The sequence below is a fragment of the Labedella phragmitis genome, from assembly GCF_004078635.1.
GTDB lineage: Bacteria > Actinomycetota > Actinomycetes > Actinomycetales > Microbacteriaceae > Labedella > Labedella phragmitis.
Genome location: NZ_RZNB01000008.1, coordinates 1 through 19,909 on the forward strand (window position 1 = coordinate 1; position 19,909 = coordinate 19,909).

22 protein-coding genes are annotated in these 19,909 nt (G+C 69.5%); 13 read left to right on the forward strand and 9 right to left on the reverse strand.

All coding sequences use genetic code 11. From position 1 onward, the window contains the following. Window positions 1-664 (reverse strand): DUF222 domain-containing protein (locus ELQ90_RS15430; RefSeq protein ID WP_128496200.1); only part of this gene is annotated, 664 nt, incomplete at its 3' end. A 225-nt stretch (window positions 665-889) separates the two neighbouring features. Then, entirely contained in the window at window positions 890-1,456 is a 567-nt protein-coding gene (locus tag ELQ90_RS15435) for a PadR family transcriptional regulator (protein WP_166409119.1), read from the reverse strand. Between the two features lie 88 nt (window positions 1,457-1,544). On the opposite strand from ELQ90_RS15435, the gene ELQ90_RS15440 reads away from it, so the two are divergent. From ELQ90_RS15440 to ELQ90_RS15455, 5 genes are read left to right on the forward strand one after another with little or no spacing between them, the layout of a single operon-like run. Continuing rightward, entirely contained in the window at window positions 1,545-2,516 is a 972-nt protein-coding gene (locus ELQ90_RS15440) for an ATP-binding cassette domain-containing protein (protein ID WP_128496202.1), read from the forward strand. After that, entirely contained in the window at window positions 2,513-2,845 is a 333-nt protein-coding gene (locus ELQ90_RS17060) for a hypothetical protein (RefSeq protein WP_243696216.1), read from the forward strand. The genes ELQ90_RS15440 and ELQ90_RS17060 overlap by 4 nt, the downstream gene beginning before the upstream one ends. Next, on the forward strand, window positions 2,842-3,393 hold the full coding sequence (locus ELQ90_RS17065; protein ID WP_243696217.1) for an ABC transporter permease: 552 nt from the start codon (window positions 2,842-2,844) through the stop codon (window positions 3,391-3,393). The genes ELQ90_RS17060 and ELQ90_RS17065 overlap by 4 nt, the downstream gene beginning before the upstream one ends. A gap of 59 nt (window positions 3,394-3,452) precedes the next feature. Continuing rightward, a complete protein-coding gene (locus ELQ90_RS15450) occupies window positions 3,453-4,190 on the forward strand; it encodes a histidine phosphatase family protein (protein WP_128496203.1) in 738 nt (245 codons plus the stop codon). Beyond that, complete coding sequence (locus ELQ90_RS15455) at window positions 4,174-5,181, forward strand: NAD(P)H-hydrate dehydratase (protein WP_341810339.1); 1,008 nt, start codon at window positions 4,174-4,176, stop codon at window positions 5,179-5,181. The genes ELQ90_RS15450 and ELQ90_RS15455 overlap by 17 nt, the downstream gene beginning before the upstream one ends. A 156-nt stretch (window positions 5,182-5,337) precedes the next feature. Here the strand turns inward: ELQ90_RS15455 and ELQ90_RS15460 are convergent, their stop codons facing one another. Further along, on the reverse strand, window positions 5,338-6,357 hold the full coding sequence (locus tag ELQ90_RS15460) for an aldo/keto reductase (protein WP_128496291.1): 1,020 nt from the start codon (window positions 6,355-6,357) through the stop codon (window positions 5,338-5,340). A gap of 112 nt (window positions 6,358-6,469) precedes the next feature. Here ELQ90_RS15460 and ELQ90_RS15465 point away from each other — a divergent pair, with 112 nt between their 5' ends. Together ELQ90_RS15465 and ELQ90_RS15470 are read left to right on the forward strand one after the other, a co-directional pair. Beyond that, window positions 6,470-7,087 carry a TetR/AcrR family transcriptional regulator gene (locus ELQ90_RS15465; protein WP_128496204.1) on the forward strand — a complete coding sequence of 206 codons (618 nt, stop codon included), beginning with the start codon at window positions 6,470-6,472 and terminating at the stop codon, window positions 7,085-7,087. A 101-nt stretch (window positions 7,088-7,188) separates the two neighbouring features. Beyond that, window positions 7,189-7,905, forward strand: a complete 717-nt coding sequence (locus tag ELQ90_RS15470) for an alpha/beta fold hydrolase (RefSeq protein ID WP_128496205.1) — start codon at window positions 7,189-7,191, stop codon at window positions 7,903-7,905. Between the two features lie 20 nt (window positions 7,906-7,925). Here the strand turns inward: ELQ90_RS15470 and ELQ90_RS15475 are convergent, their stop codons facing one another. Then, complete coding sequence (locus ELQ90_RS15475) at window positions 7,926-8,861, reverse strand: D-alanine--D-alanine ligase family protein (protein WP_128496206.1); 936 nt, start codon at window positions 8,859-8,861, stop codon at window positions 7,926-7,928. Further along, on the reverse strand, window positions 8,858-10,201 hold the full coding sequence (alr, locus tag ELQ90_RS15480) for an alanine racemase (protein WP_128496207.1): 1,344 nt from the start codon (window positions 10,199-10,201) through the stop codon (window positions 8,858-8,860). Before alr ends, ELQ90_RS15475 begins: the two co-directional genes overlap by 4 nt. A gap of 264 nt (window positions 10,202-10,465) precedes the next feature. On the opposite strand from alr, the gene ELQ90_RS15485 reads away from it, so the two are divergent. The 6 genes from ELQ90_RS15485 (at window position 10,466) to ELQ90_RS15510 (ending at window position 17,021) form a co-directional block, all read left to right on the forward strand. After that, entirely contained in the window at window positions 10,466-11,842 is a 1,377-nt protein-coding gene (locus tag ELQ90_RS15485; RefSeq protein WP_128496208.1) for an NAD(P)H-dependent oxidoreductase, read from the forward strand. A gap of 98 nt (window positions 11,843-11,940) precedes the next feature. Further along, window positions 11,941-12,678: a FadR/GntR family transcriptional regulator gene (locus tag ELQ90_RS15490; protein ID WP_128496209.1), complete on the forward strand. Its 738-nt coding sequence runs from the start codon at window positions 11,941-11,943 to the stop codon at window positions 12,676-12,678. Window positions 12,679-12,752: 74 nt separating this feature from the next. After that, window positions 12,753-14,087 carry an MFS transporter gene (locus ELQ90_RS15495; protein WP_128496210.1) on the forward strand — a complete coding sequence of 445 codons (1,335 nt, stop codon included), beginning with the start codon at window positions 12,753-12,755 and terminating at the stop codon, window positions 14,085-14,087. A 121-nt stretch (window positions 14,088-14,208) separates the two neighbouring features. Further along, a complete protein-coding gene (locus ELQ90_RS15500; RefSeq protein ID WP_128496211.1) occupies window positions 14,209-15,462 on the forward strand; it encodes a four-carbon acid sugar kinase family protein in 1,254 nt (417 codons plus the stop codon). A gap of 231 nt (window positions 15,463-15,693) precedes the next feature. Further along, a complete protein-coding gene (locus ELQ90_RS15505) occupies window positions 15,694-16,170 on the forward strand; it encodes a DUF2243 domain-containing protein (protein WP_128496212.1) in 477 nt (158 codons plus the stop codon). Beyond that, window positions 16,167-17,021, forward strand: a complete 855-nt coding sequence (locus tag ELQ90_RS15510; RefSeq protein ID WP_243696218.1) for a cytochrome c oxidase assembly protein — start codon at window positions 16,167-16,169, stop codon at window positions 17,019-17,021. The genes ELQ90_RS15505 and ELQ90_RS15510 overlap by 4 nt, the downstream gene beginning before the upstream one ends. An 82-nt stretch (window positions 17,022-17,103) precedes the next feature. Here the strand turns inward: ELQ90_RS15510 and ELQ90_RS15515 are convergent, their stop codons facing one another. The 4 genes from ELQ90_RS15515 to ELQ90_RS15530 all read right to left on the reverse strand — a co-directional run bounded on the left by ELQ90_RS15515 (window position 17,104) and on the right by ELQ90_RS15530 (window position 19,851). After that, the gene (locus tag ELQ90_RS15515) at window positions 17,104-17,817 is read right to left on the reverse strand and encodes an SDR family oxidoreductase (protein ID WP_128496213.1); all 714 of its coding nucleotides are present in this window, start codon (window positions 17,815-17,817) and stop codon (window positions 17,104-17,106) included. A gap of 69 nt (window positions 17,818-17,886) precedes the next feature. After that, entirely contained in the window at window positions 17,887-18,246 is a 360-nt protein-coding gene (locus tag ELQ90_RS15520; protein WP_208004404.1) for a winged helix-turn-helix transcriptional regulator, read from the reverse strand. Between the two features lie 136 nt (window positions 18,247-18,382). Beyond that, entirely contained in the window at window positions 18,383-18,790 is a 408-nt protein-coding gene (locus ELQ90_RS15525) for a GlcG/HbpS family heme-binding protein (protein WP_128496214.1), read from the reverse strand. Window positions 18,791-18,807: 17 nt separating this feature from the next. Next, window positions 18,808-19,851 carry a zinc-binding alcohol dehydrogenase family protein gene (locus ELQ90_RS15530; protein ID WP_128496215.1) on the reverse strand — a complete coding sequence of 348 codons (1,044 nt, stop codon included), beginning with the start codon at window positions 19,849-19,851 and terminating at the stop codon, window positions 18,808-18,810. Window positions 19,852-19,909: the final 58 nt, after the last annotated feature.

The window sequence follows — 19,909 nt, forward strand, 5'->3', positions numbered from 1 at the left end:
GGATGAGACCGTCTGACGTTTCGCGACCGAAGCGCAGCTTGCGCTGCTGACGGGCGCGGTGCTCCTTCGGTCGAGCGCCGTCCGGGTCGATCCGCGCGATGAACACGGCTGCTTGCCCGCGCACGAGGTCGACGCAGAGGGGTGGGTGTGTGTCGTCACCCGCGGCGAGAAGGACGAGGCCTCGTTCGGCTTCGTCGAGAACCTCGGGTGGAACGCGGCTCGCGACGCCGTCCAATTCGCGGATGAGGAGCGCGGCTGCCTCGACCCCGAGCAGCCCCTCGGTCACTGCTGCGGCGATGTGTCGGTGGGATGGAGCGAGAACAGAGCCGGTCACGGTGAGCCTCGGGGTCAACGCTTCGCCGACCCGCATGCGGTTCTTTGCGCTGACGACCGATACTCCGGTGAGAGCAGCGAGCGCGTCCTCCGGGGTGGCATGACCCAGCCGGCCGAACGTGTCGATGGGGCCGCCGGAGCGAGACCTCGCATCGCCCGCGAGCCGATGACGGAGCGCATCGACGACGCGACCGAGGGACTCGACCTCCATGAGAAGAGTGAGGTAATCGTCGCCGGAGAGACGCGCGGGGACGAGGGCGTCGAGGGGCGCGGCGAGCTCGTCGACCGCGTGTGCGATCGCGACTCGAAGCTGCGTCTCGTGTTCCCCCATAGGAACAGTGAACACCACACCACCGACATCCACTCCGGGAGGCGTGGCACGGTGGAAAAGCTGGTGGGTGGCCGTTTCGTGGACGACGGTCGTGAGTGTGAATGGTGCCCTTCGACAGGCTCAGGGACCGCCCTTCGACAGGCTCAGGGACCGTGCGGGGCGGGGAGTCGAGGCGGGGGGCTGCTCTGACGCGCATGCTTCCCGACGGGCGCCGCGCCCGCGCCGTCAGTCCATCGACTCGAGGCGGTCGCGAAGGTCCGCGACGATGCGCGATTCGCTGGCGTAATACGCGAGCCCCCACTCCGCGACGAGGGCGGCGTAGCGCCTCTGATGATCGTCGCCGAGCATGTCGCGCACTCCCTGCAGGTCGGCGCGCCGCGCATCGAGATCACGGAGGTGCTGCTCGAGCATCTCCTGGAGCCGCTCCGGTGTGGACAGTCGCCCCATGAGCAGCCGCAGGGCCACGGGGTGCTTGAGGATCGGGAAGCCGACCTCGCCCTCGAAGAGCCAGCGCTCGACGGCGTCACGGCCCTCGGCGGTCACGCGGTACCGTGTCGGCCCCTCGCCCGGGAGCTCCGAGATGTAGCCCTCAGCGGACAGTCGGCGCAGCTCGGTGTAGATCTGGCTCATCGCGGGCGACACCCAGTAGTAGCGGAGCGTGAAGTCGGCCCGCTGCTTGAGTTCGTATCCAGTCATGCCCCCGGCGGAGTCGGCACCCGAGTCGGCGTCCGAGTCGGCATCGAAGACGAGCAGACCGAGCAGCGCGAAGGCCGTAGGGGGTAATCCCGGCATGGACATGATCGTATCTTCCTGCTAGGAATGTTCCTAATCGGAATACGCGGCGGATCGTCCCGATCCCGCTGTGAACGAGGGGACTCCCATGACCGATCTCGCCATCGAGACGCACGGCCTCGTCAAGGTCTTCGGCTCCAACCGCGCTGTCGACGGCGTCGACCTCGCCATCAGGAGGGGCGGCGTGCACGGCTTCCTCGGCCCCAACGGCGCCGGGAAGACGACGACGATCCGCATGCTCGCGACCCTCGCGCGCCCCGACGGCGGCACGGCGATGGTGCTGGGCCGCGACGTCGTCAAGGAGGCCGACGAGGTGCGCCGTCGCGTGAGCCTCACCGGCCAGTTCGCCTCCGTCGACGAGGATCTCACCGGCCGGGAGAACCTCCGGCTCATCGGGCGCCTGTTCGGCTACACCGGTGCGAGCGCCAAACGGCGGGCCGACGACCTCCTCGACGCGTTCGCGCTCACCGACGCCGCCGACCGCCAGGTGAAGAAGTACTCGGGCGGAATGCGCCGCCGCATCGACATCGCGGCGAGCATCGTCGTGACCCCCGAACTGCTCTTCCTCGACGAACCGACCACGGGCCTCGACCCGCGCAGTCGCAACGAGGTATGGGACATCGTGCGAGCGATGGTCGCGAGCGGCACGACGGTCCTCCTCACGACCCAATACCTCGACGAGGCCGATCAGCTTGCGGACCGCATCAGCGTCATCGACAGCGGAAAGGTCATCGCCGAGGGGACGTCGTCGGAACTCAAGGCATCGGTCGGGTCCGGATCGCTCTTCGTCCGCGTCATGGACCGCGACGACCGACCGGCGGCCCGTGCGGTGCTCGAGCGCGAACTCGGCGTGGAGGTGCGCGACGAGGCGGACCCGAACGCCCTCTCGGCGAACATCGACGAGCAGGGGCGCGTCACGCGCGCTCTGTCCGCTCTCGATGAGGCGCACATCCCCCTGGCCCAGTTCTCACTCGGGCAACCGACGCTCGACGAGGTGTTCCTGTCGCTCACAGGGCACCACGCCGAGGAGAAGACCGATACCGAGGAGGCAGCGGCATGACTCTCGACTCCACGCGCACGGACGACGCGGACGGACGCGGCGGGAACGCCGCTTCCACCACGAGCGCCGACCGCGGATCCAAGATCCTCTCGGCCCTCGCAAGCAGCGAGCGCCCCTCCCCTCCGGGACCGCTGTCGACGTCGCTCACCTTCGGGTGGCGGGCTCTGCTCAAGATCAAGCACGTGCCCGAGCAGCTCTTCGACGTCACGGTCTTCCCCGTGATGTTCACGCTGCTGTTCACGTTCCTGTTCGGTGGCGCCCTCGCCGGCAGCACGGTCGACTACATCCAGTTCCTCCTGCCCGGGATCATGGTCAGGGCGTCATCATGATCACGATGTACACGGGAACGACGCTCCGGACCGATCTCGAGAAGGGCGTCTTCGACCGCTTCCGCTCACTCCCGATCTGGCGGCCGTCGGCGCTCGTCGGCATGCTGCTCGGCGACGCCGTGCGGTTCACGATCTCGCTCACGGTGACCGCGCTCCTCGGCCTGCTGCTCGGCTGGCGTCCCGGCGGCGGCTTCGGCGGATTCATGGTCGGCGCCCTCCTCATCCTGCTGTTCTCGTTCAGCCTCGGGTGGGTGTGGACGTTCCTGAGCCTCGTGCTGCGCACGTCGGGGAGCGTCATGGGCGTGAGCATGCTCGTGATCACGCCGCTCACGTTCGGCAGCAACATCTTCGTCGACCCGACGACGATGCCCGGCTGGCTGCAGTCGTTCGTCGAGGTGAACCCCGTCTCGCACCTCGTGACGAGTGTGCGCGCCGTGATGGGCGGCATCGACCCCGGCGCGAGCCTGCCGCTCACGATCGTCTGGTCCGCCGTCCTCATCGCGGTCTTCGGTTCGCTCACCATGTGGCGCTACCGCGACGCTCGCTGATCATCGGGCCCCTGCACAACCCGGTGCGGGGGCCGGATGAGCGTGACTAGCCTCGATGCATGGCATTGCAACGGTTGGTCCTCGTCCGGCACGGCGAGAGTCTCGGGAACGAGGCGGCGTCCCTTGCCGAGAGCACGGGATCGCAGGTCCTCGACATCCCGACGCGAGAAGCGGACACGCCCCTGTCGCCGACGGGCGCGGAACAGGGGAGCGCGGTCGGCATCGCCCTCACGGGACTCGGGCTCGACGACAGTGCTGCCGTCTGGAGCTCCCCGTACCTTCGAGCGCGCCACACGGGCGAACTGGCAATCGCGGCCGCTGGTCTCCGCCTCGTCCCGCGTATCGACGAGCGCCTCCGCGACCGGGAGCTCGGCATCCTCGACAAGCTCACGAGCGCCGGAGTGCTCGCGCGCTACCCCGATGAGGCGGCGCGGAAGGCGCATCTCGGCAAGTTCTACTACCGGCCGCCGGGGGGCGAATCGTGGGTGGACGTGGCACTGCGGCTCCGCTCGTTCCTCGCCGACGCGGTGGCCGCACCCACCGACCACGGGGTGGTGTTCGCCCACGAGGCGATCGTCTACCTGATCCGCTACGTGCTGGAGGGCTGGGACGAGGCCACCGTCCTCGGCGCCGCTCATGCAGCGCCCGTCCGCAACGCCGCGGTCACCGTGCTGGAGCGTTCCGCCGAGCCCGGTGCGCCGTGGCACGCGACGCTCGTCGGGGACGTGTCGCACCTCCAGCGGTCCGGGGTCGAGTCGACGATGCACGCGGGGGCCGGGCGTGTCGAACAGCACTGACGCGAACGACGCTCGGCCGCACGGCACCGCGTCGCACGGCACCGAGCCGAACGGCACCGAGCCGAACAAGCCTGCGCCGAACAAGCCTGCGCCGAACAAGCCTGCGCCGAACAAGCCTGCGCCGCAGAGTGTCACGCCCGACCTCCTGCGGGAGTGGGGCCAGCCGCAGCCGGGTGAGTCGAAGTACGACCGCGGGGTCGTCCTCATCGTCGGCGGCGCGCGCCGCAGCCCGGGTGCCGTGGCGCTCGCGGGAGTCGCGGCGCTGCGCGTCGGCGCCGGCCGGCTGACGCTCGCGGCCGCCGAATCGGTCGCCGTCGGCCTCGCTATCGCGGTTCCCGAGAGCGGCATCGTCCCCCTCGCGGAGACGGCGGAGGGCAGCGTCCGCGGAGACGCCGGATCGGCGCTCGGGAGCGACCTCGAGAGCGCGGACGTCGTTCTCGTCGGCCCCGGCCTCGACGATCTCGAGGCCGCTGCGCAGTTGCTCGACGAGATCGTCTCGCTCGTGGGCGACGACACCGTCGTGGTGCTCGACGCCTATGCGCTCGCCGCTGTGCACGAGGACCCGAGCAGGGTCGTGTCCCTCGCCGGCCGTCTCATCGTCACGCCGAATCCGACAGAGCTCGCGCTCCTCGCCGACCTCGACGAGGAGCTGCACGGCTCCGACGGCGATGCCGTCGTGCGGACAGCGCGCAGCGTCGCGGAACGCCTCGACGCGACCGTCGCGACGCAGAACGCCGTCGTCGGCCCCGACGGGACGGCCTGGACGATCGAGGCCGGCAATCCCGGCCTCGGCACGTCGGGGAGCGGGGATGTTCTCGCGGGCGCTGTCGCGGGGATGGTGGCTCGGGGCGTGGATCCCGCGCGAGCCGCGGTGTGGGCGACCTATCTGCACGCGGCGGCGGGGGATCGCCTCGCCGTCGATGCGCCCGTCGGGTTCCTCGCGCGCGAGCTGTCCGACGAGTTCCCGTCCTTGCTCGCCGGGCTGCAGTAAGGCCTGCGCCAGAGACGTCGCACCTCGTCCTCCTTCGTCATGGCGGACGCGGCGGCCCGCACCACGAAGCAACCCTCAGAGAGATCGGCGGGGTGATAGCGGACCCGGCGCCGAGGTCCGATCCCCCTCGAGGAACTCCGCGTCGAACGACCGCGGCTACGCCGCCGATCGCTCCGGCGTAGGGCGGCGTCGCAGTGCCGCGTTCACGATCGCGGGAGTGTTGTACTCCTGGTCCATCCGTCCGACCCCTGTTCCCGGCGGGACGATCGCGTCGATCCGGTCGAGGAGGTCGTCGGAGAGAGTGACCTCCGCCGCGAGGAGCAGGTCGTCCAGTTGTTCCCTGGTTCGCGGGCCGATCAAGGCGGCCGTCACGCCGGGATGAGCGATGACGAAAGCGAGTGCCATGTGCGTGAGCGACATCCCGGCCTCCTCGGCGAGCGGGATGAGCTGCTCGACGGCATCGATGCGCCGCTCGTCGCGCAGGGCGGCGAACATCCGAGTGCGCCGCAGGTCGCTCTCCTGCCCGCGTCGGACACGGCCCGTGAGCATCCCGCTCGCGAGCGGGCTCCAGATGACGGTGCCCATCCCGTAGCGCTGTGCGACGGGGAGCACCTCGCGCTCGATCGACCGGTCGAGGATGGAGTAGTGGGGCTGCTCGGTCCGGAAGCGTTCGAGACCTCGTCGTTCGGCGACCCACTGTGCTTCGACGATCTCGGAAGCGGGCATGTCGGACGACCCGATGGCGCGGACCTTCCCGGAGCGCACGAGGTCGGTGAGCGCCGACAGCGTCTCGTCGATGTCGGTCCGGGGGTCGGGGCGGTGCATCTGGTACAGGTCGAGGTGGTCCGTCTGCAGCCGGCGCAACGAGTTCTCGACCGCGGTCATGATCCACCGGCGCGACCCGCCCTGGTGATTGACGTCCTCGCCGATCGGCCGCGAGAACTTGGACGCGAGAACGACCTCGTCGCGTCGCCCCTTGAGGGCGCGGCCGACCATCTCCTCGGAGTCGCCGTAGGCATCCGCGGTGTCCACGAGATTGACGCCGGCGTCGAGCGCGCGCCCGACGATTCGATCGACGTCGACCTGGTCGCTGTTGCCGAACGAACTGAACATCATCGCGCCGAGCGCGAAAGGCGACACCTCGATACCGGTGCGGCCGAGCGAGCGGTAGTGCATGGTCTCCTCCATTCGACCCTTCGCGTCTCGAGCGGGTAGGCTCAGGGGTAAACGGAACGGTCGTCCGCAACTATACGGAACGGCGTTCCGTTTGTCACGTGGAAGGTGAGAGATGAGCACGAACGACACGGCGGGGCCGCCCCGACCCAAGCGAGCCGATGCCGTCCGCAACACCGAGGCTGTGCTCGCGGCCGCGAAAGCGGCCTTCGCCGAACTCGGCGTCGATGCTCCGATGCGCGACATCGCCGCCCGTGCGGGTGTCGGCGTCGGAACGATCTATCGCAACTATCCGCAACGATCGGATCTGATCATCGCGGTCTTCAGACGTGAGCTCGATGCCACCGCCGCTGAGGCGGATCGACTCGCTTCCGAGTACCCTGCACCGGAAGCGTTGCGACGGTGGGCGGACGCCCTGGGGCGATTCGTCGCGACGAAACGCGGGTTCGCGAGTGCCCTGCACTCCGGGGACCCCGCCTACCGACCTCTTCCCGGCCTGTTCCTCAGCATGCTCGCTCCGAGGGTCCAGGCCATCCTCGACGCCGGTGCGGCCGAGGGCTCCCTCCGCGACGACATCCGCGCAGAGGACCTCATCCACGCCCTCAGTCGCCTCGCCGATGACCAGCCCGCCGACCCGGACCGTCGGACGGGCCGGATGAGCGCCGTGCTTCTGGACGGACTCCTGAGGTCACCGCAGGGGGAACGCCCGCGGCCGGACGCCTCGAACCCGTGATGCGGCGTGCGCCGTCGCGGCTCGGACGAGCGCGTGATCTCCTCGGCAGTGCCCGGGAGGAACATCTTCCCGATGTCGGTGGTCGCGCGTAGCGTCTCGGCATGGACATCATCCTCGTTCCCGGTTTCTGGCTCGACGCGTCGTCGTGGCGCGACGTCACCCCCGCCCTCGAGGCGGCGGGGCATCACGTTCACCCGCTCACGCTTCCCGGGCTCGAGTCGGTCGACGCCGATCGTGGCGGCATCGGTCTCCGTGACCACGTCGACGTCGTCGTCGCTGCGGTCGACACACTCAGCGAGGAGTCCGGCGAACGCGTCGTGCTCGTCGGGCACTCCGGTGGAGGTGCGATCATCCACGCGGCTGTCGACGCGCGTCCCGACCGCGTCGCCCGCGCCATCTACGTCGACAGCGGCCCGCTCGGCGCCGGCGGCGTCATCAACGACGAACTCCCGTCGGACGGAGACGACGTGCCGCTGCCCCCGTGGGAGCTCTTCGAAGACGCCGACCTCGTCGACCTCACCGACGAGCTGCGCGTGCAGTTCCGCTCGCGTGCGGTCCCCGAGCCGCTCCGCGTCACGTCGGATGTGCAAGAGCTCAACGACGAGCGTCGCTTCGACGTGCCCGTCACTGTGATCGCGTGCGAGTTCCCGTCGTCATTGCTGCGGGAGTGGATCGCGGGCGGTCACCCGTACGTCGCGGAACTCGCGCGCGTCCGCGAGGTCGAGTACCTCGATCTCCCCACCGGGCACTGGCCGCAATTCACGAAGCCGGCCGAGTTGGGAGACCTTCTCGTCGGAGCGGTCGACCGGCAGCGCTGATCGCCGCGCGCCGACGTCGGTCAGCGGCGGCGCGCGACCTCCACGAGCGACCGCACGAAGTCGGCGTAGCTCATGCCGGCGGCAGCGACCATCGCGGGAACCTGCGAGTGCTCGGTCATGCCCGGCATCGCGTTCACCTCGTTGAAGACGAAGCCGCGGTCGTCGAGGAAGAAGTCCACGCGGGCGAGTCCTCGGCAACCGAGAGCGCGGAAGATCGTCGTGGCCGCCTCCGACACGCACCGGAGTTCTTCGGGCGAGAGCGGAGCCGGCACGAGGAAGCCGGGATCGCCGCCGTACTTTCCGGCCACGTCGAAGACCGAGCCGGGGGTGCGCGGGATCTCGAGGGCCGGGGCGACCGAGAGCGCGCCGTCCGCCTCCTCGAGAACGGCAACGTCCACCTCACGGCCCACGATGAGCTCCTCGATGAGGACGTCGTCCCCGGGCTGCGCCGCCGCGATAGCGCTGTGCACGTCCGCTATGGAACTCGCGATCGAGACGCCATGGCTCGAACCGCCCGTCACGGGCTTCACGATGACGGGGAAAGGTGCCGATCGGCGGACGTCGTCGATCGAATAGGCGCGGGCGGTCCGCACGCCGACGCTCTCGGCGACGAGTTTCGTCGCACGCTTGTCCATCGCGAGCGCGCTCGCCACGACGCCCGAGCCCACGTACGGGATCCCGATGGTCTCGAGGAAACCGGCGATCGTGCCGTCCTCGCCGTTCACGCCGTGCAGGGCGGGGAAGGCGACGTCGGCCCGGCCGATCTCGGCGACGGCCTCCGCGGCCCCGAGTGCCCGATGACCGCCGATGTTCCACGAGCCGTCCCGACCGATGCGTACGTCGAGTACGTCGTAGTCGTCCGAGAGGGCGCGCCGGATACCTGCCGCCGACGCGAGTGAGACGTCGTGTTCCGAGTTGCGACCGCCGGCGATGACCGCGACCGTCGGCCGCCTCACAGCGATCGTCCCGCGAGGTCGGTGCGCGTGTCGGCGCGGCCGCTGGCAGCCACGTGCGCCGAGACGTGTGCGGAGGCGGGGACCGGTGCCGATTCGGCGGCGGAATCGCCTGCCGGCGTCGAGCTCGACGCGCGTGCCGCTGGGTGTCGCGGCTGCTCGGGACCTCCTGGTCCACGGTCGTCGACTCCCGCGGTGACGCGGCCGTCGTCGACCCCGTCACCGATCGAGGTGCCGTCCGTCGAGACCCCGCGATGCTCGCGACGGATGCGTGGGCCGAGACCCGTGACGATCTCGTGCTCGATCGTTCCGGCCCAGTCCGCCCAATCGCGGACGGTCGGCTCGCCGTCGTTCCCCGGCCCGAAGACGACGGCTCGCTCGCCCTCCGTCACGGGTACGTCACCCGTGTCGACGACGAGCTGGTCCATCGAGATGAGCCCGACGACGGGGCGCCGGACCCCGCGGATGCTCACGCTCGCGTGATGCGACGCCGCGCGCGGAATGCCGTCGCCGTAACCGATCGGCACGAGGGCAAGCCGGGTGTCCCGGTCGGTGTGGTGGCTGAGCCCGTAGCCGACACCGGTTCCCGCCCGCACGTCGCGCACCGACACCACGGGGGCGTCGAGCGTCATCGCACCCTCCAGCGCGAACCGGTGCGCCGGGTCGATCCCGAAGAGGCCGGCCCCCACGCGTGTCAGGTCGAAGCGCGTGTCGGGGCGCGAGAGCGCGGCCGCCGTCGCGGCGAGGTGTCGCACGCTCGGCCGCAATCCGGCTCGCGCTGCCATGCGGCACCCGTTGAGGAAACGCTGCCGCTCGACGACGTTCTCCTCGGCTTCCGGATCCTGCGCCGACGACAGGTGCGCCATGATCCCGACGACACGGATCGCGCCGCGCTCCTCCCACTCCCGTGCGAAGAACATGAGCTGCTTCCACTCGGCGGAAGCGGCACCGTCGCGCGCCATGCCCACGTCGAGGTGGAGGTGCACCCGTGCTCTCCGCCCGGCCGCCACGGCAGCGCCAGCGATCGCGGAGAGGTGGCGCACGCCCGGAACGGCGAGGTCGATGTCTGCGGCGATGGCCGCCGCCCAGTCCGCATCGACCGGGTTCAGCCAGCTCAGCAGGGGAGCGCGCACGCCGTGTTCGCGGAGGGGCATGGCCTCCTTGATCGACGTGACGCCGATCCAGCTCGCCCCGGCCGAGAGTACGACGGCGGCTTGTGGGCCGTGGCCGAAGGCGTCCGCCTTGAGCACTGCCATGAGCGGTGTGCCGGTCGAGCGGACGATGCGCCTGACGTTGCGCGCCACAGCGCCGTCGTCGATCAGGAGGCGAGATCCGTCGTGCATGGGGGGCTCCGTTCTGCCGCTCGAGCCGAGCGGACGCTCAACGTTACGAGCGCGGGGCGCGCCGTCACGTCAGTCGCGAGGGTGAAGAGCCACCAGCGCCATACATCCCGCGGATGAAACCGACGGTTCACAAGCGCGCGATGGGCGTTTGACAGATGGTCAGACCAACGTTTACAGTCGCTTCTATTGATGGTCTGACCATCACCCGAACTGATCGACCGGTACCTCACACCGTAGTGGGCCTGTCTACGAAGGAGTAGAAACGTGAACCTCTTCTCGCTCATGCAAAAGCGAACGGCCGAGGCCGGACCGATCCGCGTCGGCGTCATCGGAGCCGGCAAGTTCTCGTCGATGTTCCTGACCCAGGCGGTTGGAAGCTCCAACATCCACGTCGTCGGCGTCGCCGACATCGACGTCACCAAGGCGCGCGCGGCCCTCGCCCGCACCGGCTGGCCGGAGGAGCGCTACTCCGCAGCGTCTCTCGACGAGGCGGTCCGCTCCGGCGGCACTGCGGTCATCGACAGCTCGGACGCGCTGCTGACCCACCCGGCGGTCGAGGTCATCCTCGAGATCACGGGCAACCCGCTCGTCGGGACCTACCACGCGGTGACTGCCATCGACAACGGCAAGCACGTGATCATGGTCAACGTCGAGGCGGACTGCATGGTCGGTCCGATCCTCCAGCGCCGGGCGCAGGCCGCGGGCGTCATCTACTCGATGGCGTACGGCGACCAGCCGGCCCTGATCTGCGAACTCGTCGACTGGTGCCGCACCGTCGGTTTCGACGTCGTCGCAGCGGGCAAGGGCACCAAGTACCTCCCCGAGTACAACTACTCGACTCCCGACACCGTGTGGAACTACTACGGCTTCACGGACGAGCAACTCGCCTCCGGCGACTACAACCCGAAGATGTTCAATTCGTTCCTCGATGGCACGAAGTCGGCCATCGAGATGGCCGCCGTCGCCAACGGCACGGGTCTGCAGCCGCAGGAGGAGGGCCTCCTCTTCCCCGCCGCGAGCAAAGACGACCTGCCGACGGTCTTCCGCGAGAACCGCTTCGACGGCGGCAGCCTCACGCGTCGCGGGACGGTCGAGATCGCGTCGAGCATGTACCGTGACGGCACCGAGGTGCCGGACAACCTCCGCTGGGGCGTGTACGTGACGTTCGAGGCGACCACCGACTACGCGGTGCAGTGCTTCGCCGAGTACGGCGTGCACACGGACGCGACCGGTCGCTACGGATCGCTCTACCGCCCGTACCACATGATCGGTCTCGAACTCGGGGTCTCGATCGCGGCCGCGGTGCTGCGCAACGAAGCCACCGGGTCGCCCACCGGCTTCCGCGGTGACGTCGTCACGACGGCGAAGCGGGATCTGCGCGCCGGCGACACGCTCGACGGTGAGGGCGGTTACACCGTCTTCGGGAAGCTCGCTCCCGCTCATCTCTCGCTCAGCCGCAACGCGCTCCCGCTCGGGCTCGCTCACGGTGCCAAGCTCATCCGCGACGTGCCGAAGGACCGCACCGTCTCGTGGGACGACGTCCAGCTCGACGAATCGCAATTCGCCGTCCAGATCCGCCGCCAGCTCGAGGCCGAGTTCCGCGCCGAGCACGCCGTCGCCGGCTCGCTCGCGTCCGTCTGACGACGGCGCTCGAAGGTCTGACCGTCGAACCATGGAGACTACGATGGACGCACCCACCCCCGCCGGGGCGGGCAGGCGAACCGGGGAGTTGACGCGTGGTGACCGCGAACGATCGGTGGGAGCCCGTCCAGCGGCTCCGCACGTACGAACAGGTGATGGCGCAGATCGAGCAGCGCATCCTCGACGGACGACTGAAGGCGGGGGACCACCTCCCGAGCGAGCGGGAACTCGCCGTCTCGCTCGGCGTCTCGCGGCCGTCGCTGCGGGAATCGCTCCGGGTCCTCGAGGCCCTCGGCGTCGTCGAGATCCGGCGGGGCGGCGAGGGCGGAGCCGTCCTCGTGCAGACCCCCGGGTCCGGCATGGTCAACCTGCTGAAGCTGCAGATCGCCCTCTCGCAGTTCTCGTGGACGGACGTCCTCGAGACCCGGCTCGCTCTCGAGACATGGTCCGTCGAGGAGGCCGCCTATCGATCGACTGAGGATGACCACCGGGAACTCGCGGCGATCCTCGACCGCATGGACGACGCGTCCATCGAGGCGTCGCAGTTCAACAGTCTCGACGCCGCCTTCCACATGCGGATCGCGGAGTCGACGGGCAACGCCCTCACGGCTCACTTCATGGGCTCCCTTCGAACCGCGATCCACCGCCAGATGGTGGAGATGTACGCGGAGCTGGAGGACTGGCGGCGGACCGCCACCACCGTGCGGCGCGAGCATCGCGAGATTCTCGACCTCATCGTCCGGAAGGACGGGAAGACGGCCGCGCGGGCCGTGCACGCGCACATCAGCGACTTCTACAAAATCGGAGCGATCGACGGGGCCGACGCCCCCGGCTGACGCGGGAGAACCGACTCCCGGTCGATCTCGGACGAGACGCCTCTCGTTCATATCAAGGGAGATACGGACCAATCATGACCACCACGACAGCCCCACTGGATCGCAGCACTCGTGCTCGCGACGGCTCGCCTGACAAGCTCCGCACGGCCATCGGCAGCGCCGTGGGAACGACGATCGAGAACTACGACTTCCTCGCCTACGGGACGGCGGCCGCGCTCTACTTCAACACGGTGTTCTTCCACTCGGAGGACCCCGCGATCGGTCTCCTCCTCGGCTTCGCGACGTTCGGCGTCGGCTTCGCCGCCCGCCCCATCGGTGGCGTGATCGGTGGCTACCTCGGTGACAAGATCGGCCGGAAGCCCGTGCTCGTCGGGGCACTGCTCCTCATGGGCATCTCGACCGTCGCGATCGGCATCCTGCCGACGTACGCGCAAGTCGGCCTCCTCGCCCCGATCCTCCTGACACTCATCCGCATCATCCAGGGCCTCGCCTTCGGTGCGGAGTGGGGCGGCGCGATCCTCATGACGTTCGAGCACGCACCGTGGAAGAAGCGCGGCCGCTACACGGCCATCCCGCAAGCGGGCGTGCCGCTCGGGCTCCTGCTGGCGAACCTCGTCTTCCTGTGGTCGAGCACTCTCGACAGCGAACTCGCCTGGCGGCTGCCGTTCCTCCTGAGCGCCGTGCTCATCATCGCGGGACTCATCATCCGCGCGAAGGTCAGCGAGTCCCCCGAGTTCGAGGACACCAAGAGCCTCGGCCTCGTCGTGAAGAATCCCCTCAAGGAGGTCTTCAAGAACGACTGGCGGACGATCCTCCGGGTCATCTCGCTGCGACTCGCGGAATCGGGCGGCTTCTATGTCATCGTCACGTTCATGCTGTCGTACCTCACGAGCGGCGACGACCCCATCGCCGAGCGCTCGACGGCCCTGACCGGACTCATCATCGCCGCGGGAATCGGTCTCGTGACGACGATCCTCTTCGGAACGCTCTCCGACAGGGTCGGTCGTAAGCCCGTCTACCTCGTCGGCTCGCTCCTCGTGATGGCCTTCGGCTTCCCGATGTTCCTGCTCGTCAACACCGGGCTCCCTGTGCTCATCGTGCTCGTGTACATCATCGCGATGGCCGTCATCCACGACTCGCTCGCCGGAACGCAGGGCGCGTGGTTCTCGGAACTCTTCGACACGAACACACGCTCGTCCGGCGCGTCGATCGGCTACCAGTTCTCGGCCGCGATCTCCGGGTTCATCCCGCTCATCGCGACCGCGGTCGCGATCCCGCTCGGATGGGGCGGCGTCGCGATGGTCTACATGGCGTGCGGTCTGCTCGGCGTCGTCGGCACCCTGCTGACGAAGGAGACGTGGAGCGCCTCCCGCCGGGCCGAGGTCGACGCGGTCATCGCCGGCCGCTGACCCGCGCAGCCCTCCCGCCCCGACCCACGTGCCGGGGCGGTCACGAGGGTGTCGGCTCTCACTCGTGCGGCGGGCGGGCGCACCCGCCCGCCGCACCCACTACTCCAGCCAGGAAGGCACCATGAAGACCATCGTCCTGGACGACGACCCCACCGGCACGCAGTCCGCCACGGGAGTGACCGTCCTCCTCGAGAGCGACGCGGATCTCCTCGAGGCCGCGCTCACCGAGTCCGACAGCGTCTATGTGCAGACGAACAGCCGTGCCCTGCCCGAGGCGGAGGCGACCGCTCTCGTGACCCGGATCCGTGCCGACGGCGAGGAGGCTGCTCGCCGTCTCGGATCGCCGGTCCGGTTCGTTCTGCGCGGGGATTCGACGTTGCGCGGCCATGTTTTCGCTGAGACCGAGGTCTTCCTCGACGGAGATCGGGCCGATGACGCGCTCATGCTCTTCGTCCCGGCCTTCCCTGACGGTGGCCGGACGACCACCGACGGCGTCCACCTCGTCCGGGTGAACGGTGAGACGGTGCCGGCGCACGAGACCGAGTACGCCGACGACCCCGTGTTCCCGTTCTCGACGGCGGTTCTCGTGGACTACGTCGCGGAGAAGTCCTCGCGGCGAGCGGTCCCCGTCGCCCTCGACGTCGTGCGGTCGGGCCGATTCGCCGAGGCGCTCGTCGCGGCACCGGCGGGCTCCGTCGTGGTCCCGGACGCCGAGAACGACGAGGACATCGCCGGGATCGCGCACGGCGTGGACGTCGCCACGCAGGCGGGCGTGCGCATCGTCGTCCGTTCGGCCGCGCCCCTCGCCGCCGCTCTCGCGGGCGTCACGAGCACGGGGCTGCTGCCCGTGCCCCTCGTCCCGGAGCCGCGACCGACGCTGCTCGTGTGCGGGTCCCACACGGCGGGCGCGACGGCGCAGCTCGCACCGGTCGTCGACGCGTGGGGAGCCCCCGCGATCGTCGACACCGCTCACGCTCTCGGCGACCCGTCGGCGGCGGGCCGGCGGGCCGCCGAGTCCATCCGCGAGCAGTTGGACGCGCGCCTGCTCGGCATCGTCACGACGGAACGCGTGCGCTCGCGCGACCACGGCACGCTCGATCACGGCGAGCGGGTCATGGCCGCACTCACGACAGCGGTGCGGTCGGCGCTGCCGGCGGTCGACGTCGTCGTCTCGAAGGGCGGGATCACCTCGGCCGAGGTCGCCCGCACCGGCATCGGCGCCTCGTCGGCCGTCGTGCTCGGCCAGGTGCTCCCCGGCGTCTCCGTGTGGTCGATGACGACGCACGACGGCCGTGAGGTGCTCTACGTCGTCGTCCCCGGGAACGTCGGGGAACCGGACACCCTCGAGCGCGTCCTCGCGGCCGTGGGGTTGTGAGTGCCCCTTCCTTCCCCGGCGGCGGACTGGTTGTCGTCGACACGGCGACCACCCGCTGGCCGCGAGGCGCCGCTTCGCATCCGTCAGGCCCCTGCAGCAGCGCTGCAGGGGCCTGAGACGTGTGAGCAGGAAGGCGAGCGGCCCTCGTCAAGCTGTCGTCGGTGATCGCGGCGGTCGTTAATGTGGGGCCGAGACGCTCCGCCGACCGGGCGGGCGGTGGAGGCGGTGCGGATGAACGAGACATCGACCCTACGGGTGACGCGACGCACGATCGCGCGGCGACGAGCGTTCTGGGCGACGTTCCTCATGGGAGCGGCCGTCATGGCGGCCGTCGACGAGATCGTGTTCCACCAGCTCCTCCGTTGGCACCACTTCTACGACCGGTCGACGACCGACGTCGGACTCGTCTCGGACGGCGTCCTGCACGCCGCCGAGCTCGTCGCCCTCGTCGCAGGGTTCTTCCTCCTCGCGGATGCGCTCCGACGAGGAGCGGTCGACGCGCTCACGATGTGGTCGGGTTTCTTCGTCGGCGCCGGCGCCTTCCAGATCTGGGACGGGCTCGTCGACCACAAACTCCTGCGCGTGCACCAGGTCCGGTACGACGTCGTGCTCCTCCCCTACGACGTGGCCTGGGTCGCCGCGGGCGTCGTGCTGCTGGTGCTCGGTCTCCTGCTCGGACGCCGAACGGACGGCGAGCGGACGACATGACGGACGCGACGGTCGTCCCGGTGATGTCCGGCGTCCTGAGCGTCACGCGCGAGCACGACCACGGGGGAGCGGTGATCGGTGTCGCGTGGCTCCTGCTTCTCCCCCTCGCTCTCGCCGCTGTCGCCTACCTGGGAGCGGCCGCCGCGGAACGCTCACACGGCCGGCGCTCGTGGCCGTGGTACCGGGACGTCGCCTGGAGCGCGGGGCTCGCGATCGTGGCCGTCACCCTCGTCGGCCCGCTCGCCGATGCCGCGCACGGGGACCTCGCCGCCCACATGGTGGCGCACCTGCTCGCCGGGATGCTCGCCCCGCTCCTGCTCGTGGCGGCGGCCCCCGTCACGCTCGCCCTGCGCTCCCTCGACGTCGGCCCCGCGCGGCGTCTCTCACGACTGCTCGCGAGCGCCCCTCTCCGCGTCCTGACGCACCCGGTCGTCGCGGCGACGATCGCCGTCGGTTCCCTCTGGCTCCTGTACGCGACGCCCCTCGCGGCTGCGATGCGCGACGTCCCGCTCGTGCACGAGCTCGTGATCGTGCACGTCGTGATCGCCGGATACCTCTTCACGGCGTCGATCGTGTCGGTGGACCCGGCACCCCACCGTGCCGGGTACGCCCTCCGGCTCGGCGTGCTGGTGCTCGCGATCGCCGCCCACTCCGTGCTCGCGAAACACGTGTTCGCCGTCGCCCCGACCGGAACGGCGATCGTCGAGGCGGAGCGAGCGGGACTCGTCATGTACTACGGCGGCGACGCCGTCGAGCTCGTCCTCCTCATCGCGTTCTTCGCCGAGTGGTACCGGTCGGCCGGTCGGCGGCTCCGCGTGGGCGGTGGCCACGCCCTTCCCGGTCCCGGCTGACGGAGGTCCTGCGCGCAGGTGATGCCCGCGAGTGCGACGCGAATCGCGAGAGGGAGTCTGAACGCGCTGGTGGACCGGGCGCTCACGCGACCGGTTGCCCCCCGTCGATGCGCAGCGTCGTCGCCGTGAGGAACCTGCTCGTCAGGGCGAAGACGACCGCGGCGGCTATGTCATCGGGCGTTCCGACCCGCCGCGCGGGGTTCGACGCTCGGATGTTGTCGAAGAACGTCTCCTTGTCGGACATGTCGTCCCATGATCCCGAGTCCACCACGCCGGGAGAGATGCCCACGACGCGGATAGGCGCTACCTCGGTGGCGAGAGCCGGGACGAGGGCGTCGACGGCGCCGTTCGCCGTGGCCATCACCGTGAGGGTGGGAGCGGGGCGGACCGATGCGTAACCCGAGAACAGCACAATCGATCCGTCGGTCGGCATGGTCGGGACGAAGTGCTTCGTGAGCAGGATCGGTCCGACGACCTTGGCCGTAAAGGCCTCGTCGATCGCACGGCGTTCAAGAGTCGAGAGCGGACCATTGGCGTGGTCCGCAGCGACGGACACGATGTGGTCGACCCGGCCAAGGCGCTGGGCGGCCTCGGCAATCGTCGTCTCGTCGGAGAGATCGAGACGGATCCCCTCCGCTCCGTGACCGATGCGAGCGGCGACGTGATTCGCGGTCTCGGATCGGCGGCTCGTCGCAATGACGTGCGCCCCCGCTTCGGCCGTCGCATGTGCTACCGCCGTCCCGATGCCTGAACCGGCGCCGACGATGAGGACACGGGCTCCGTCGAGTTGTGGCATGCGTTCTTCTCCTTCGTATCGATGGCCGGGCCACCGGCCTTTGAGGTCACGAGGGCGACGCTGAGCGCGTCAGTGGCGTGTGACGTTGGCGTTCACCCAGTCACGCAAGTGGGCAAGGGGTTCGCCGGCGCTGACCCCGAGGGGGGTGAGCTCGTACTCGACCCGGAGAGGGACCTCGGCGAAGACGGTTCTCGTGACGAGCTCGGCATCCTCGAGTCGTTTGAGCGTCGAGGACAGGACCTTCGGTGTGATGCCCTGCAGGTCGCGGCGGATCTCGCCGAAGCGGCGCGGCCCATCTGCGAGGGCGCCGATCGCCAGGGCGGACCACTTGTTGGCCAGGAGATCGAGCATCTCCCGGCAGGGGCACGCCGCCGCGTACACGTCGTTCCTATCGCACGCGTCAACGGTGAAATGCTGTTCGATGGACATGACAGCACGGTACGCCGATTGCACGGTACCTCCAAGTACTTTCGTACCCGGCCGATACTGGCGAGCCGACTCATCGACGTGCCGGGGTATCTGCCGGAGGGAACGGGCCGTCGTGTACGCGGCGGCGCCTGTGGCGTTAGAGGGACGCGACGCCGGCCTCGGCGATGACGGCATCCTGCTCGGGCGTGCCGCCACCGGAGCCGATCGCTCCGATGAGTACGCCGTCGGCGTCGCGAAGCGGAAGGCCGCCCGCGAGGAACGTCAACTGCTCCGGCGTCGCGTCGCCGAGTGTGAACAGCGGCGCACCGGGCTGGATCGCCCCGACGAGGTCACCTGTCGCCGCGCCCCCGAAGAAGACGGAGGTGCGTGCTTTCGCGACGCTCGAGTCGATGGACACGAGCGGTGCGCCGTCCTGGCGCAGGAGGGCGACGAGGCGAGCGCCGGTGTCAAGGATTGAGATCGACGACGGCACGCCCGTCTCGACGGCCTTGGCCTCGGCTGCCGCCAAGACGCGCTGGGCTTGCTCGAGAGTGATGTTAGACATGATTTCCTTTCGTTGCGTCAGTGACGCTCTGTCGCTGACGGGGTCTGGTGGGCGACGACGACCTTGCCGATCACGCGGCCTCCTTCGACGAGGCGATGCGCTTCTCGGAGGGTGGTCGCGTTGATCGGGGCAAGGATCGACGTGGCGGTCGTACGCACCCGTCCCTCGTCGACGAGGCGCGCGACCTCCTCGAGGATGTCGTGCTGCCGGCGCATGTCCGCGGCGTCGTGGAGTGAGCGCGCGAACATGAACTCCCAGTGCCACGACAGAGCCTTGGACTTGAGCGGGACGACGTCGACGACGCGGGGGTCGTCGATCGCGACGATCTGACCGAAGGGCTTGGCGACTGCCACGTAGTCGGAGATGCGCCCCTCGGAATTGGTGCTCAGGATCCATTCCACGCCTTCGGGGGCTATCGCGTGGACCTGGGCGGGCAGGTCGCTGTGGTGGTCGACCGTGGCGTGCGCCCCGAGGGACAGTGCCCATTCGGCGCTTTCCCGTCGCGATGCTGTCGCGATGACGCGGATTCCGGGACGCAGCACTCGGATGAGCTGGATGGCGATCGAGCCGACGCCGCCGGAACCTCCGACGATGAGGATGGTGCCGGTCGCTTCGGGATCGATGCGTAGCTTGTCGAAGAGGCTCTCCCACGCCGTGAGGGCAGTGAGGGGAAGGGCGGCGGCCTCGGCGGCGTCAAGCGACCGGGGCTTGTGCCCCACGATGCGCTCGTCGACGATCTGGCGATCCGCGTTGCTGCCGGGCCGATCGATCGCCCCCGCGTAGTAGACCTCGTCACCCGGGGCGAACAGGGTGACCGACTCGCCTACCTCGATGACCGTCCCGGCCGCATCGAAGCCGAGCACTCGCAGTCCACCGTCGGGTTCGACTCCACTTCGGAGCTTCACGTCGACCGGATTGACGGATACCGCGTGAACGTCGACGAGGACGTCGAACGGGCCCGGCACGGGGGCAGGGATGGTCGCGGGGATGAGGCTTCGCTCACTCGTGATGGGTAGGGCGGCCGTCTGGCCGACCGCTCGAATCTCGTTGTCTGAGGTCATGGAAGAGACGGTAGAACCCGTGGCGTGGTTTCCCGCAAGGGCAGTGAGTTACCCCGTG

Bases quoted from the DNA above. Each gene is read 5' to 3' on its own strand.
- ELQ90_RS15435 (WP_166409119.1), bottom strand. From the start codon at position 1,456: ATGCCGGGATTACCCCCTACGGCCTTCGCGCTGCTCGGTCTGCTCGTC.
- ELQ90_RS15440 (WP_128496202.1), top strand. From the start codon at position 1,545: ATGACCGATCTCGCCATCGAGACGCACGGCCTCGTCAAGGTCTTCGGC.
- ELQ90_RS17060 (WP_243696216.1), top strand. From the start codon at position 2,513: ATGACTCTCGACTCCACGCGCACGGACGACGCGGACGGACGCGGCGGG.
- ELQ90_RS17065 (WP_243696217.1), top strand. From the start codon at position 2,842: ATGATCACGATGTACACGGGAACGACGCTCCGGACCGATCTCGAGAAG.
- ELQ90_RS15450 (WP_128496203.1), top strand. From the start codon at position 3,453: ATGGCATTGCAACGGTTGGTCCTCGTCCGGCACGGCGAGAGTCTCGGG.
- ELQ90_RS15460 (WP_128496291.1), bottom strand. From the start codon at position 6,357: ATGCACTACCGCTCGCTCGGCCGCACCGGTATCGAGGTGTCGCCTTTC.
- ELQ90_RS15465 (WP_128496204.1), top strand. From the start codon at position 6,470: ATGAGCACGAACGACACGGCGGGGCCGCCCCGACCCAAGCGAGCCGAT.
- ELQ90_RS15470 (WP_128496205.1), top strand. From the start codon at position 7,189: ATGGACATCATCCTCGTTCCCGGTTTCTGGCTCGACGCGTCGTCGTGG.
- alr (WP_128496207.1), bottom strand. From the start codon at position 10,201: ATGCACGACGGATCTCGCCTCCTGATCGACGACGGCGCTGTGGCGCGC.
- ELQ90_RS15495 (WP_128496210.1), top strand. From the start codon at position 12,753: ATGACCACCACGACAGCCCCACTGGATCGCAGCACTCGTGCTCGCGAC.
- ELQ90_RS15500 (WP_128496211.1), top strand. From the start codon at position 14,209: ATGAAGACCATCGTCCTGGACGACGACCCCACCGGCACGCAGTCCGCC.
- ELQ90_RS15505 (WP_128496212.1), top strand. From the start codon at position 15,694: ATGAACGAGACATCGACCCTACGGGTGACGCGACGCACGATCGCGCGG.
- ELQ90_RS15510 (WP_243696218.1), top strand. From the start codon at position 16,167: ATGACGGACGCGACGGTCGTCCCGGTGATGTCCGGCGTCCTGAGCGTC.
- ELQ90_RS15515 (WP_128496213.1), bottom strand. From the start codon at position 17,817: ATGCCACAACTCGACGGAGCCCGTGTCCTCATCGTCGGCGCCGGTTCA.
- ELQ90_RS15520 (WP_208004404.1), bottom strand. From the start codon at position 18,246: ATGTCCATCGAACAGCATTTCACCGTTGACGCGTGCGATAGGAACGAC.
- ELQ90_RS15525 (WP_128496214.1), bottom strand. From the start codon at position 18,790: ATGTCTAACATCACTCTCGAGCAAGCCCAGCGCGTCTTGGCGGCAGCC.
- ELQ90_RS15530 (WP_128496215.1), bottom strand. From the start codon at position 19,851: ATGACCTCAGACAACGAGATTCGAGCGGTCGGCCAGACGGCCGCCCTA.